Below are 14,258 nucleotides of genomic sequence, written 5' to 3'. Positions count from 1 at the left end.
GGGGTGCAGGTATGAGATAACGGAGAAAGCGAATGCCGCCCTGTAATGGGGAGGATACGGATTGAACCAACATCACGAGTTAATGAGGGTAACATCATCCGACACGAAAGTGGGCAGACTTCCGTATATGGTAACTCTTTACAAGATAACTTTTAGAACTTTCAAAAGGAGGAAAGCAAATGAACGAGATTAAAACATCGTGTGCGCCTGCTGACAGCAGGAATCTGACTTGGGACGGTATGAACTGGTCTAAGTGTGAAACCTATGTCCGAAAGCTACAAGCGCGTATTGTAAAGGCTCAGAAAGAAGGCAGACATAACAAGGTGAAAACCTTGCAGTGGATGCTTACCCACTCTTTTTACGCCAAGGCATTGGCAGTAAAGAGGGTTACTTCCAACAAAGGGAAGAATACGTCTGGAGTAGATAAACAGCTTTGGGACTCTCCCAAGCGCAAGTACAAAGCAATCGGTGAACTTAGACGTCGTGGCTACCATCCACAGCCGCTCCGTAGGGTTCACATCAAGAAAAAGAACGGTAAACTCCGACCGTTGGGAATACCGACCATGAAAGACAGGGCGATGCAAGCATTATATCTCATGGCATTGGAACCGATAGCCGAAACGACAGGCGACCGTTTTTCTTACGGCTTCCGAAAGAAGCGCAGGACAATGGACGCAATTCGTCAGATTGATACGGTTCTAAATCGCCAGCATTCCCCCGAATGGATTTTGGAGGGAGATATTAAGGGTTGCTTCGACCACATCAGTCACGGCTGGCTTATTGAAAATATCCCTATGGATAAAACAATACTCAGAAAATGGCTGAAATGTGGAGCTGTATTCAATGGTAAACTGTTCCCGACAGAAGAGGGTACACCACAAGGAGGTATCATATCACCGACACTTGCAAATATGGCACTTGACGGACTTCAACCACTCTTGGCTGAAAGATTCAAAAGACGTTTCATCAACTATAAGACATTCCACTACAAAGTGAATCTTATCAGGTATGCGGACGACTTTATAATCACAGGTCGAGATAAGGAATTATTGGAAAACGAGGTCAAACCAATGGTGATAGAATTTCTCAAAGAAAGGGGTCTTACCTTATCCGAAGAGAAAACTACCATTACGAACATATACGATGGATTTGATTTCTTAGGTTTCAATGTAAGGAAGTTCGGCAAAAGGCTGTACACATCTCCGTCCAAAGATGCACAGAAACGCTTTAGGGCAAAAATCAGTGACATCGTTAAAGGACATAAAATGTGTAAGCAGGAATCGCTGATACGAATGCTCAATCCTGTGATAACAGGTTGGGGAAACTATTACCGATATGGTGCATCAACCAATGCTTTTCACGGTTGCGACAATCACATTTACAACCTCACAAAGAAATGGGCTTTACGTCGCCACCCAAAGAAACGCAAGTCTTGGGTTGCAGATAAGTATTGGCATGAAATTCGGGGGCGTAAATGGACGTTTGCATGGAAATATGAAACAAAAAGCAAGAAAGTGAACTACCTGACCCTTAAAAGGTTGTCGGATATACATTATACTCCGTACAAGCAAGTCAAGGGGGAGGCAAACCCTTTCGACCCGGAATATGATGATTATTTCTTTCAGCGAAAGGAGCAACAAATGCTGGAATCTCTCAAAGGACGTAAGTCACTCTTATATTTATGGAACAAGCAGAAGCGGACTTGTCCGTTATGCGGCAAGGAGATAGATTGTACAAAAGCATGGAACGTCAATGAAATATCTGTTGGTGGTTCAATTGTACGGCAACTTGTCCATAACAACTGCTACAAGCGAAATAAACGAAACTGTTGAAAGTATGAGCCGATTTCTAACAACAAATAGAAATATTGAGTTGCTTGAGCCGTATGAGGGGAAACTCTCACGTACGGTTCTTAGGGGAGAAGGGGGCAGTAATGCCCTTGACTTACCCGATGTGCAGAAACAGGGCGATTTTTTTGTGGAAAGCCCCATTATCCTTTTTGCGGCCGTGATCTGGTTCCTGCGCATCTACGACAACGGGCGGTATTGTACCTTCCCGCACGCCATCGAGTTCCTGAACAAGCGGTACGAGGATATTTTCCCGATTCTGACATCCTACCCGGAACTCGAAAACTACCTCAGCCCCTTTATGGATGCCTGGCTCGGAGGCGCTCAAGACCAGCTCCAGGGCCAGATAGCATCGGCCAAAATTCCGCTTTCCCGCATGATTTCGCCCCAGCTATATTGGGTCATGTCGGGCGACGATTTCACGCTCGACATCAATAACCCGGACGATCCCAAGATACTCTGCGTGGGGAACAATCCCGACAGGCAAAACATTTACGGAGCGGCTTTGGGATTGTATAATTCCCGGATTGTCAAGCTCATAAATAAGAAAGGCCAGCTCAAATCGGGCATCATCATCGACGAGTTGCCGACAATCTACTTCAAGGGACTCGACAACCTGATCGCCACGGCCAGAAGCAACAAGGTCGCCGTGCTGCTGTGCTTCCAGGATTTTTCACAGTTGAAGAGGGACTACGGGGACAAGGAGGCCGCCGTCGTGATGAACACGGTGGGCAACATCTTCTCCGGGCAGGTCGTAGGTGAAACGGCCAAGACACTCTCGGAACGGTTCGGTAAGGTATTGCAGAAGCGGCAGAGCATGACGTTGAGCCGCAGCGACAAATCGACATCCATATCCACGCAGCTGGACAGCCTGATCCCGGCCTCGAAGATCTCGACGCTCACGCAGGGAATGTTCGTCGGGGCCGTGGCGGACAATTTCGACGAACGTATCGAGCAGAAGATTTTCCACTGCGAGATTGTCGTGGACAACGAAAAAGTGAAAGCGGAAACGGCCCGGTACAAGAAGATACCACAAATTACCGACTTCACGGACGAGAACGGGACGGATCACATGAAACAGGTCGTGCAGGAAAACTACGAACGTATCAAGGCAGAGGCCGGCCGCATCGTCGCCGAGGAACTGGAACGTATCAAGAACGACCCGGTGCTTTGCAAGCTCCTGCCGGAACAGAACTAAATGAACACAAACACCCCCGCAAACAACCTCCGTGACCTTAACGGGGGCTGTTTCCTGATTTTATAACCGCACAGCCGGTGTTTTGGAGCATAAAGTAGTGATTATGTGAACGGAAAACATTATTTTTGTGTTCGGAATCCTTTTAATTATAAGTATGACAGTTACCGATATATACGAAGCAATGAACAGCAAGGCGGAAGCGTTTTTCGAGTGGTTGCAGGCTCACCCGAAATACGGGTTGCTGTTTGGTGTCGGGTTGCTTGCCCTATGGCTTGCAGGGTTGCTGTTCCGTTGGAAATGGGCATGTCATTGGCAGTTTAACAGCAAACTGTGGTTATTTGACGATTGCAAGCCTGAAACACGCCGCAGGGTTCAGATTGTGTTGGTCAGCGTTCTGATTATACTTATATTGGTCGATTTCTTTGTATGGAGATAACGGTATGGAAAAGGACAATCGCAAATACCGGATCTGCTTCATCGACTATATGTGGTATGTAGCCGAGATATGGCACGAAAGGGAGCGTACCAATCTCAACGGACGTATGCTACTGTTTTGGTGCTGGCTCTTCGTCCTACTCATACCGCTTGGGTTTCCACCGATATTGCGCCTTTTCGGCTGGATGATTGGTTTGGCCATAGTGATTCCTCTATGCTTTCTTCCCGATTTATTCTGCAAGCTACGCTATACAGCCGGACGGCGTGAAGCGCTCCGTGAACATTACGGGAAGATGAAACATCCCGGCAGGAAGCTCGCCAAAATAGTTCTTATCGCTATCGCCCTGATCGTGGCAAATGTAGCGCTGATGTTCCACCTCGGATTTATACATAAGCCATGATGAAACCACAGGAACATAAACGGCGCTTTTATCTCTGGGACTACCTTTGGTGGATGGGGGAGAAATGGAAGCAGGCAAGACGAACAGGCAGGGTCGATGGCGAAATGATGCTCTCGATTTATATCTTCGCTCTTTTGATATTCCCTATGATGACTGTTACTATCCGGCTTTTTCCAGGTGTGTCGGCATTGTTGCCATGTGTCGTTTTTAGCATTGTCACATTTGCCGTTATGTCGCTCGTCAGCAGGATTTACAAATGGCGAGGCAAAGCAGTGATGTCTCACTATGCCAAGTGCAGGTTTAACGAACTCCTTGCGGTTCTGTTATTTTTCCTTGCGATAGCCATTATCTGCTTTATGATGTATCTTCTTGACAAAAAGTGATACATACTTTGATACGAACTCCGGGCCGTTATATCGAATGGTCTAACTCGATGTACCAGTTTCCCTTGATGGGCTTGTACAGCGTGGTGTCGTTGTACGTCCTGCGGTAGATCTCGTTCAGGTCGCCATGTTCGGTGATACGGATATTCCGACGGCTTCTCAATCCGGGATCGTAAACGAAACTCTTGGACGTTCCGGCATCCACGATGCCGTGGGAGTAGTACGGCATAACGAGGCTCACATATACCGAATCTGCCGTTCCCCATTCCCTGCGATCAACAAGGATAAAACCGCATCCAATCTCTGATAACAGGGAGTCGAGTAGGATTCGCTCCGGCTTCAACAGTCCATATACCGGGATGTCTTGTTCATCATTCGTTTCATGGGATGTATCGCTTTGCTCCATTGAATCAAGTATAATAACCTCTTCCGGAGAAAGCGGCGGGTAGTGAAAACTACCTTCTGAACTCTCTGCCATGATTTCGTACACCTTACGGAACGCCACCTCATGCGTGGTGAAATGGCGTATCATTTCCTCGTCCGACGGCGGCATGGGAGGCTCTCCGCAGCTTACGGCAAGCAGGATTACAAATAACAGGATTATGACTGGTGTTCTCATTTTCTAATGTTTAATGTTCTGTGGCTAACCAATCTTGTTTAGGGAGTTGAGCCATTTGTTAATAGCATCCAATCTGTTATTCTGTTTAATGGTATCTTCATTTCTACATAATTTGATTTGCCGAATAACAGAGTTCTGCATAATTGAATCGGATTTGAAAAGCAGTTCTAAAACGGCTTCATAACATTTGGAATATCTGGACAATTCATCCAATATATTTGCGTCTTTTAGAATATACAGGTTGAAATTGTACACAAATGACTTGTAACTGAAAATCTCCGACTGTAATGCTGCTGCATCAAGACAAGTATAAAACAATTCCTTATCGTGCTGATATAGCCACATATAATCAGATGGGTTCAGGTTGTAGTGCAATAAAGTTTCCGAACGGACAAATGGAAGCCCCGTATTTGAGCCTACCAGATAACGGTATGTCTCATTGACTATTGACTCAACTATTTCAATGGATTCTGATTGTTTGTCCGATTCCCGTATTTCTGTAAATGTATCGGCAATAAGAACTTCCACATCCTGCGATTTGTAATATATACCGTTTTTTTGCCAGCGGAATCTACGGATATATTCTTCAGAAGTCGGACAACAGAACAGTAAAGTATTTAACAATCGGTTCAGATATATTCGCTTATCTGGAATATGACAACGGTGTAACCCTATTATGGAGCCATAAGCGTATAGCTTTCCAAACTCGTTTTCCTCCGAATTTGAATTTTTAGGCATGTAATACAACCGCACAATATTGGAAATGAAATAATATATATCAAGATATTTCAATGTATCAGCCGATTCTCCATATTTGTTAAGTAAATGCCGCTCCAGTTTCTCGCCATACCATAAGTAGCCATCGGGATTTATTTGAAACAACCGATGAAACTTAGGTCTTGATAATGAAAAGTTCTTGTTTCTACTTTTCATTCGTTCCAGTAAGGCGACAATAATTCTATTCGTTATATCCATAGCTGTAATGTTCAATAGCGTTCCGCTTTAAGCAGTAGTGCTGTTTGTTACTAACGAATTCATTCATTAATTGATGCTTTCATTTTTTCTACAATTACATCAATATATTGTTGTGGAATGTTTTTATTTTTATAGTTCTCAATAGCATCAAGAATACTTTGTTTCAATATCTCAACACATTGAGAATCATTTGCTGTTTCAAATTTATCAAATGGGAGTAGAATTTCCAATTCTATCCGATTACGTTTTTTCGAATATCGACTTAATGGATTTGTAGTAAATCCTTTTAAGCAGAATACATAGAAACTTAGTTCATTAATATATGAAATATCACATAGACAATCCATATATTCTATTACAGAGTTTCTTGCTTTACGAAACTTATCAGAAATACTATGTTCCAATTCACCTCCAATAAAAACTTTCATACAAATTTGTTATCGTTAGTAATGGGATGCAGATAGCAACCTGTTACGGTTGCTTATCTGCGTGTTATCCGCATAATTATTTCTATTTATACAAATGGTTAATCCCATTCGATTTCATCTCCTTTCTCTCGAAGAATTTTATATATTTCTTCTTCGTTTTCTATTAAAGAGATGATAATGTCGGCAAAGCGTTTTGCTTTTTGCTCGTTTTCTGCGGTGTCCTCAAAATAAGCTGCGTAAGAACCAGCTTCAGGGTCGCTTTCCATACTTTCCAAAATGTCTGGTGCATTTTCTTCCAGATAGTAGTTGAAGAAGGCATCCCAGTTGTAACCATTCATGTACGCCTCTTCGTTTATCTCATTCATTTGCTCTCCTATTGCCAATGTTTTTTCAACCTCATTTTGGAAGAGCAGAACAATGTTACCAGAACCATTTGTGTAAATTTGAACATACTCATTATTAAAGATGTCTCTTTCTTCTGTTGTTGCCATAATCTTTTAATTTTTAATTGTTTTACTATTGCGGATAATGTTTGGCGGCTAACCGATTTTCGGATGTTTGCTGATTGTTATCAACTAAATTCTATAATGATTATAACTTTATTGTATGCCCTTTCAAAGTAATCCCGTCAGTGAAAACTTGTTTTAAGGATAGCTTAATACTACTTTCCACATAATCTGTCATATCTTTAAATTGAGCATAATCAACGGGGATTATTGTTACACCCTTGTCTGATTTTCTTTTAGCATATTCATTGAAACGGTGTTTTTTATCAATACCCCAACTTATTTCGTCTTTTATTGGTAAAGATATATTAATGCCTATGATCTTTTCCTTATCTTTCAAATAAGTGATACCTCGTTTTCCAATACAAATTTCCTTTTCTCCAATTGCTCCGCCAAGAGAAATTTCAATAGATAAAGTCCAATTAGTTATTGAATCATCCACTTTAATTTGTCCTGTCAAATCTTGAAAATAAGTTTCAATGGCATTATCATCAAAGCAACTCATTTCTGGATAACCACTTGAATAATCAAAATTCATATGTTTTTGATATTGATTCTGACAATAAAGTCCCGATCTAACCTTTATTTTAAATTTCATATTTCACTATTTGCACTGTTGATAATGTTTGGTGGATAATCAACCTTTCAAGGGAGATTTATCCGCTTGTTATGGTAGTTTATTCATATTGTTCACACTCTCGCTCTATGTCAGCAATTATCTCTTGAACAGTACGAATTATACCTTTCCCCTTTGACAATGGGAATACAGCCAACATCACATTGTCTTTTTCTAACTTCGGTAATAACTTCTCAATGAAGTCATCAAGAGGAATAGAATTGGGTTGATAGTTATCCCATTTACACAATTCTGCAAATTCCTTTTCGCTCCATACAGGAAATAAAACTTGCTCATTATTTCCCATTAAAGCCCAACCTTCTTTATCCTTTAACCCCCAAACTTCTTCAAAGTCTGAAACTTTACGAATAAAGTAGCCATATCTTTCTGCTGCTGAAAGATTTACTATATTTTTAATCCTGCTATTGTTCATTTTTCTACCATAATGTTCGGTGGATAATCATCATTAAAGGAGATTGATCCGCTTGTTATCTGCCCGCTTTATTCCTCTTCTTCGATAAAATGATTTATAAAGTAATTGAATGACTGGGCGATGTAACGAGTATTTGTTTCAAAGTTGTATTCTCTTGAAGCGTTTTCGTCCCACTCGTCAGTCAAGTAATAGTAAATCTTTTTATTCTTCAAGTTCAACGCATAATAGTTTCCACCCGAATCCATAGCAAAAGGCAACAGATTGCATGGCATTAAATTCCTACTCCATATATCTTTGGCTATGACTTCAATTGTTTCAAAAGCATTGGTGCGTTCCTTTATCGGAAAGAACGCATTTATCTCCACCCGATCCAAATCCTCGTCCTGCGGTTGATAACAATATGGTGATGGCATACCACCGTTGAACTTGAGGTAAAAGTTCTTCATGCCTGCCGGAATCTTTACATTCAACTCAACCTCAAAATTCTTTATATCTTCTTTTGTTAGCGAAGCCGAACAGTCCGAAAGTTCAGGCATTACACCTGCTGTCTCCGTTTGTCCCTCTTCGATTTCTTCTATTGCTGGAATTGCTTTGTGCCCGTCCAAAACAACGAGATTGTCAAAGAAATCATCTATTGAATTTGCAACAAGTCGTGGCTCTCCAAAATTGAAGATTACATCTTGCATCCCCACAATAGGGTAAAGATAGATCTTTCCATTAACCAAGTCTATGGTAATCCGACCTTCATCGGTAGATTCCATAGCAAAAATAAGAATGCTATCAGATATAGCTCCAGCTTTTCTTAACTCTAATGTTTCGCCTTCTGCCGTATATCTGGGGTCATTCTTAAAATCCTTGTTATATTTGAATGGGAAGAAATCTTCAATTTCCACCTCTTGATATTTATTTATGCTTGCGGTCTGTTTCGTAGAACCTCCATTATATTGTAAATAGAACTCTTTCAGTCTTTCCGGCAAGGCATAACCCAATTTACTCTCTATTTCTTCAAAATCTTTGAGAGTAAGACTTTTTTGGCAATTTTCTAATTCTATTTTCATATTCATTCTTTTTATGGGCAGATAATGTTTGGTGGCTAACCGACCTTTTGGGGAGGTTGAGCCGCTTGTTAGTGTCATTTATTATCTTATTCTCAACCAATTAATGAACATATCTGTAAATGATTGGGATAAAAATCTATTCTCAGATAAGTCTAAATCTCCTAATGGTTGTAAAAAAATAAAAGTAGGTTCTCCAAAATAAAAACCGATACAATTATCGCCTCCATCAGTGCCAATAACCAAAGATTTTTCCGACAAATACTTTTGTATTTGGTATTCTTTGTTCAGTTGCATCAAATCTTCAATCTTCCATAATGATAAATATTGACTACCAATATTACCTTCTCCACCATTACTCCATAACATAAATTCCTTATAATCATCGGGTAATGGAAACAACTTTCCCACACTCAACATTATTTGTTGATCACATGGAGGATTGGAGTACCAACTTTTATTGATTTTTTCTATTATCTGTTTCATTACAATTTTATATGACACTAATGTCTGGTGGATAATCATCATTAAATGAGATTGATCCGCTTGTTATCCGTCTCATTCCTTTTTTAATGATGAAATAAACGATTCAAAATCACTCGCCAATAAGGAAAGAGCTACTTCTTCCATTTCCAAGAAATAGATTTTACCTTCAGCTTTGTCAAAAACGAAATAATTGCCGAATGGATCTATAGCAAATGGTATTACAGTATTCGGGATTATATCACTCAAATCAGTTATTGTCGCCGAATACGTCAAGTCTTCAAATTCTGTGGACTTTATGGGCAGAAAGAAATCCACCACATAATCCTGACTATTTTGAGTGTATATCGTTTTATTTGGTTGACCTCCGTTATTGGCAAGAAGGAACGATTTGATTTCCTGCGGGAAAATAAATTTGTTTTTCCGCTCAACATCAGCTATATCCTTAGCTGTAATTGATTCTGATTTATTGTTAAATTCAAGTTCCATTTTATTTTTTATTTTGACGGATAATGTTTGGTGGATAACCGACCATTTCGAGAGCAATTAATCCGCTTTTATCTGCCCATTCTATTCTTCTCATTGTTCAAAATGGATATTATTCTCTGCGACATATTTCTTAATCGGCTCAACTATATCGGTAACGTAGTTTGTGCACTTAAAAAATTCTCTAAATATCCAACCTCCTTCACTTGCTTTGGCTAATGGAACCAAAGTTTCTTCAATGAACTCTTCATGGTTGCACAAGAGAGAACAGATTACTCCTAAGCTAAACTGTTTATCTGCATATATATGTTGAATATGACCCGAATTTGAGTAAAAATCTATAATTTTTGTATATTGTTTGACAAAAGGTATGATATACGGAAAAAAATCCTTTTTCAAATCGTTTAAGAATCTCTCAACGTTAGGAGTCTTGTCACTCTTATTCCCGAAAAAATAATCCATATCCATTAGATGCTGCTTAAACCAATCAATATTATTATCAAAGCAAACTATGATGTTACCACCAGCGTCTTTTTTATTTAATGGTTCTAATACAAGACTACATAAATATGGATTCTTTATTTTAGCTGATACACCCATACAAAAAGTGTTTTTACCGGCATATCCACCTTGGGTTGTTTGAAAGTAAAACTCAATACTACAATCGTTTTCCACTATGTAAGTAAAGTAGTCTTTATTCTTTTTTGCTTTGACCACATTTACAGGAAGCATCTCTTGTATTCTTGTAAACATGTATTTTAGGACTTCCGCTTTAGTTTCCATATCACTTTTTTTAGTTCATATTATTGGGCAGATAATGTTTGGCAGATAAACCACTTTACCTTAAGGTTTCATCTGTTTGTTAGCAACTTGTTCAATAATCAAAATATCTCCAAAGATATTTGAAAGCATTTTTCTATACTCATTTACATCTTCAATTATATTTTCATTATATGACACAGTTATTGAAGTAATATCATCCATACATTTATGTTTTGCCGAAAAGACAATCTCATTTTGACGTAAAATGACTTTGTCGCATAATCCATATCCAGAATTAGATTGGTCTGAATACTCAAAATAATATGAGTCCATACCTAATTTAATATCCTGTTCATCAAATTCTAATGCTCTTTCGACAATTACATATTCTTTGGGTTCATTCTTATCATCAGCAAAACCAACTAAATATGAGTTGTATTCTGTCACTTCATATACTATTTCATTTGCTATAAAATTTATTTCCATATTTCATTTGGCTTAATTAGTTGCTAATGTCCGGCAGATAATCGACCGTTAGGGAGATTCATCCGCTTGTTATCGTCATAAATTGTACTTCATTAATAATGATTTAAATTCTTCATTTAACCTCTTTCCTCCAAATTGAGCAGCAACTTTTTGAATACTGTCTTTTTGCATTACAAATTCCAATTCAGTAGGCTTTAATTGAGAACAACACCAATCAAATACACGCAAATTGGGAATATTGGCTATGCTTTTTATATCAACTAAATTTTTACATTCAAAAATAAATAATTTATATAAACTATGTAAGTTCGATAAATTGGGGAATTTGATAAACGGTTGTATGTAACCAATGATTAGTTCTTCTAAAGAAGAAAGATTGGCTATATAATCAAAAGTTTGCTCTTCCTTTGTGGCAATACCATTAATACATAATTTCCTTAGATGTGTCAATTTGCTTAATGCTGTATAGTCATTGAATTTACACGCATACATCCTAATATCTTGCAATTCGGGCATATCCAAAATAAAATCCATTGAGTCGCCTTTGATATGCCACAACGATAACATAGTTGCATCTTTATACTTATTCAATTTGATTTGAGGACAAGTAAGATATGCAACGTGAACACCATTCTGCTCAATTTTTCTAATGCCTTTCTCCATATTCTTTTGACGATAATGTTCGGCGGATAATCGACTGTTAGGGAGATTAATCCGCTTGTTATGCGCTTTATTTAATAATACAATTATTTACTTTTATAAAATGACTTCCTTCAATATCTTTTAGTGCGGTAGGACTTATTTTCACCTTAGTTCTATGCACATTTTCACCTATTGTAATCGTCAGATTTCTACATAATTGCTTTATCCTTTCTACTACCACTTGGTACACGTCATTATAATTTTCCAATTCGTTACATAGTATTTCTCTATTTTCCTCTATTGAATATATTTTCTTAGGGTACTCTAATTGAACCCCCATTATATTCTCTGGAAAATTTATGTAACTGAATTTGGTTTGTAACTTATGTTCTTCATCAAGATAGAAGGCAAATAGATTGAACCCGACGCAAGGCTCTATGAAATCCTCTGTTTTATACCATAATCCATCATTTGAATCTTGAAAGGGGACTTTATACGCACACTTACTTAGATTGTTTGAAAAGCCCGTGAGCAAATTGTCGATTACAATATGCTCGATTTTTTCACCGGACGTTAGTAAACGGTAAAAAGATTCGTAATCCCTTACAAAATTTGCAAAGTTACTTTCTATATAATCCGCAGGTACTCTACGGTTGTATATCACAATGTGAAATCCTCGCAAAATGTCTTTCAATTCTTGCGGTGTAACCAAGAACTTGTAAGTATGCCATCCTTTTGGATAATATTTCATGCTCATATTGTATTAGTTTCTAAGCGCATAATGGTTTGCAGCTTGCCGCCGTTAGGCGGAACAGGTGCATGTTATTCGCATATTATTCGGGTCGCCAATATGGATGTAATGCCGTTCCAATATTAAACATTGGAACATTAAACTCATTTATCCATTCAAGGCGAGTCCAAATGCCAGAGTTTTCACCGACCATAAGCATCTTTTCATTACAAAAAACAGCTTCCATTTCATAAGGGCGACGACCAATTTCAAAGTTCATTACAATAAATCTAACTGGAGCTTTATCTTGTAACGGTACAACAACCGAATTGCATTTTAAGGTGGATTTTGCCACTTTACCTAATGTCTTTCTACTATGTCTTACAGCTTCAATAGAGCGTTTGGCATTTCTCGAAATCGCCATAGGTCTATATATCGGACCAAATTCCGGCTCTACATCATTTGGCAAGACATCCATTTTATCTACTAACTTTGTAAGACCGTCAATCATCATTTCTTTTATTTCATTTGAATTAATATTGCAAAATCCCGCCCATGCAACAAGCTGTTTGTCGGTAGGAAAACTCTCGCCGTCCACATCAAACCACACATTAAAATCGCTGCCCAAAGAATTGATATAGATAGGAGATTTGGCTGTATATAGTCCCCAATCATCAATTTGCCAAAGCGAGCAATCAAAGTTTGATATATAGTTTTTTTCTTCCATTTGTTTTTGCGAATAATGTCTGGTGGCTAACCGACCTTTTTAAGGGAGGCTAAGCTACTTGTTATCGACCATATTATATCATAAATTTATTCTTCACCCACTTTTCAATCTGTTTTTTGTTTATGCCTTTGCTTACTGATACGTAGGCTATTTTTTCAAAATTAAATTGAATACCAAAATAATTCTCTACCTCACAAACAAAATTATTAAGATTTAATATATTAGGAGTGCTAAATACTGTCTTATCAACACTAATTGCCCGAATACTACTATCTGAAAAAATAATTTGTTTTTTTCGAGAGGATAGTTCATTTTCGATTATTATTTCGTAAGTATCTCCCATTGTTCGCGGGTTATTCAGCCGCATTTCAAATGAAAATCTTTGCTCTTTTTCTTCATCGGTAAGTTGGATGGGAGTGAGCCATTCTCCATCTGTTGTAATCATAAGAGATACACACCAATTATATTTATCTGAAGGTACTATGTTGAGGTTTTTCAATAATATATATGCAGGTAAATCATCGGAAATTTCATCATAATACTTTCGTATCTTATCGAATAAAGGGTGCTGAATTTCCGAATAGCCAAATAATGCAAATAAAAAATGTAAGTAAAACGGTTTACCGTGAATATATTTGTCTATAAGTTCGTCGAAATACTTTAAGACATTCTCTTCTTTGGAGAAGGCTAAAACCGCCCATACACCTCGTAAGCCAACAATATCATGATGTTCACAAAATAGTCTTTCTGTTTTATCATACTCCGCCAAACATTCTAATAGAAAATTATTTATTTCTACTGTTGAGAACTCTTTAAGTTTTATTACATTCTTATTGTCAGGAAAATAACTTTCAAATTCAATTTTGTTATACAGCCGATTAACCAACTTCCCGATTTGTTTTGGCAATTGGTCTTTCTTCTCCAATATGATATTTCTTAAATCCATCATCTTTCAGTTGTTTAATTATTTATCAGTTAGTATTAATCTTTTTTTATGGTCGATAATGGTTTGTGAATAACTGACCGTTAAGGCAGTTCATTCTCTT

Annotated in this window: 19 protein-coding genes and 1 pseudogene; 5 read left to right on the top strand and 15 right to left on the bottom strand. The window is 38.2% G+C overall.

Annotation, left to right across the window (positions count from 1 at the left end; genetic code table 11):
- Window positions 1-179 precede the first annotated feature (179 nt).
- The 5 genes and pseudogenes from ltrA to HMPREF9447_RS22910 all read left to right on the top strand — a co-directional run bounded on the left by ltrA (window position 180) and on the right by HMPREF9447_RS22910 (window position 4,264).
- On the top strand, window positions 180-1,832 hold the full coding sequence (gene ltrA / locus HMPREF9447_RS22930) for a group II intron reverse transcriptase/maturase (RefSeq protein WP_005647529.1): 1,653 nt from the start codon (window positions 180-182) through the stop codon (window positions 1,830-1,832).
- Window positions 1,833-1,953: 121 nt separating this feature from the next.
- Window positions 1,954-3,045 (top strand): annotated as a pseudogene (locus HMPREF9447_RS22925) (TraM recognition domain-containing protein); the annotation flags it as partial.
- A gap of 154 nt (window positions 3,046-3,199) precedes the next feature.
- Window positions 3,200-3,481: an Imm17 family immunity protein gene (locus HMPREF9447_RS22920; RefSeq protein ID WP_007558996.1), complete on the top strand. Its 282-nt coding sequence runs from the start codon at window positions 3,200-3,202 to the stop codon at window positions 3,479-3,481.
- A 4-nt stretch (window positions 3,482-3,485) separates the two neighbouring features.
- Window positions 3,486-3,881 (top strand): hypothetical protein, encoded by a 396-nt coding sequence (locus tag HMPREF9447_RS22915; protein ID WP_007558995.1) that lies wholly within the window; start codon window positions 3,486-3,488, stop codon window positions 3,879-3,881.
- Window positions 3,878-4,264: a hypothetical protein gene (locus tag HMPREF9447_RS22910; protein WP_007558994.1), complete on the top strand. Its 387-nt coding sequence runs from the start codon at window positions 3,878-3,880 to the stop codon at window positions 4,262-4,264. Before HMPREF9447_RS22915 ends, HMPREF9447_RS22910 begins: the two co-directional genes overlap by 4 nt.
- A 28-nt stretch (window positions 4,265-4,292) precedes the next feature.
- Here the strand turns inward: HMPREF9447_RS22910 and HMPREF9447_RS22905 are convergent, their stop codons facing one another.
- From HMPREF9447_RS22905 to HMPREF9447_RS22835, 15 genes are all read right to left on the bottom strand, one after another.
- Window positions 4,293-4,883: a DUF4948 family protein gene (locus HMPREF9447_RS22905; RefSeq protein WP_004295259.1), complete on the bottom strand. Its 591-nt coding sequence runs from the start codon at window positions 4,881-4,883 to the stop codon at window positions 4,293-4,295.
- Window positions 4,884-4,907: 24 nt separating this feature from the next.
- Entirely contained in the window at window positions 4,908-5,858 is a 951-nt protein-coding gene (locus HMPREF9447_RS22900) for a hypothetical protein (protein WP_007662662.1), read from the bottom strand.
- A gap of 59 nt (window positions 5,859-5,917) precedes the next feature.
- Complete coding sequence (locus tag HMPREF9447_RS22895; RefSeq protein ID WP_004295261.1) at window positions 5,918-6,286, bottom strand: Imm44 family immunity protein; 369 nt, start codon at window positions 6,284-6,286, stop codon at window positions 5,918-5,920.
- 98 nt (window positions 6,287-6,384) lie between these two features.
- Window positions 6,385-6,777: an Imm51 family immunity protein gene (locus tag HMPREF9447_RS22890; protein WP_008620118.1), complete on the bottom strand. Its 393-nt coding sequence runs from the start codon at window positions 6,775-6,777 to the stop codon at window positions 6,385-6,387.
- 100 nt (window positions 6,778-6,877) lie between these two features.
- A complete protein-coding gene (gene imm9 / locus HMPREF9447_RS22885) occupies window positions 6,878-7,330 on the bottom strand; it encodes an Imm9 family immunity protein (protein WP_009132154.1) in 453 nt (150 codons plus the stop codon).
- Window positions 7,331-7,469: 139 nt separating this feature from the next.
- On the bottom strand, window positions 7,470-7,841 hold the full coding sequence (locus HMPREF9447_RS22880; protein ID WP_008627669.1) for a DUF2750 domain-containing protein: 372 nt from the start codon (window positions 7,839-7,841) through the stop codon (window positions 7,470-7,472).
- 68 nt (window positions 7,842-7,909) lie between these two features.
- Complete coding sequence (locus tag HMPREF9447_RS22875; RefSeq protein ID WP_007558975.1) at window positions 7,910-8,905, bottom strand: SMI1/KNR4 family protein; 996 nt, start codon at window positions 8,903-8,905, stop codon at window positions 7,910-7,912.
- 75 nt (window positions 8,906-8,980) lie between these two features.
- Window positions 8,981-9,382 carry an SMI1/KNR4 family protein gene (locus HMPREF9447_RS22870; protein ID WP_009132152.1) on the bottom strand — a complete coding sequence of 134 codons (402 nt, stop codon included), beginning with the start codon at window positions 9,380-9,382 and terminating at the stop codon, window positions 8,981-8,983.
- 72 nt (window positions 9,383-9,454) lie between these two features.
- Window positions 9,455-9,868 carry an SMI1/KNR4 family protein gene (locus tag HMPREF9447_RS22865; RefSeq protein ID WP_005842523.1) on the bottom strand — a complete coding sequence of 138 codons (414 nt, stop codon included), beginning with the start codon at window positions 9,866-9,868 and terminating at the stop codon, window positions 9,455-9,457.
- Window positions 9,869-9,958: 90 nt separating this feature from the next.
- Window positions 9,959-10,648, bottom strand: a complete 690-nt coding sequence (locus tag HMPREF9447_RS22860; RefSeq protein WP_008620113.1) for a hypothetical protein — start codon at window positions 10,646-10,648, stop codon at window positions 9,959-9,961.
- A gap of 60 nt (window positions 10,649-10,708) precedes the next feature.
- Window positions 10,709-11,113, bottom strand: a complete 405-nt coding sequence (locus HMPREF9447_RS22855) for an Imm10 family immunity protein (protein WP_005840574.1) — start codon at window positions 11,111-11,113, stop codon at window positions 10,709-10,711.
- A gap of 75 nt (window positions 11,114-11,188) precedes the next feature.
- Window positions 11,189-11,776: a leucine-rich repeat domain-containing protein gene (locus tag HMPREF9447_RS22850; RefSeq protein WP_009132151.1), complete on the bottom strand. Its 588-nt coding sequence runs from the start codon at window positions 11,774-11,776 to the stop codon at window positions 11,189-11,191.
- A gap of 67 nt (window positions 11,777-11,843) precedes the next feature.
- A complete protein-coding gene (locus HMPREF9447_RS22845) occupies window positions 11,844-12,506 on the bottom strand; it encodes a hypothetical protein (protein WP_009132150.1) in 663 nt (220 codons plus the stop codon).
- 82 nt (window positions 12,507-12,588) lie between these two features.
- Window positions 12,589-13,212: a hypothetical protein gene (locus HMPREF9447_RS22840; RefSeq protein WP_009132149.1), complete on the bottom strand. Its 624-nt coding sequence runs from the start codon at window positions 13,210-13,212 to the stop codon at window positions 12,589-12,591.
- Window positions 13,213-13,285: 73 nt separating this feature from the next.
- A complete protein-coding gene (locus HMPREF9447_RS22835) occupies window positions 13,286-14,161 on the bottom strand; it encodes a hypothetical protein (RefSeq protein ID WP_009132148.1) in 876 nt (291 codons plus the stop codon).
- Between the last annotated feature and the right edge of the window lie 97 nt (window positions 14,162-14,258).

The sequence above is a fragment of the Bacteroides oleiciplenus YIT 12058 genome (assembly GCF_000315485.1).
Taxonomy (GTDB): domain Bacteria; phylum Bacteroidota; class Bacteroidia; order Bacteroidales; family Bacteroidaceae; genus Bacteroides; species Bacteroides oleiciplenus.
This window is presented reverse-complemented; position numbering and strand designations above follow the sequence as displayed.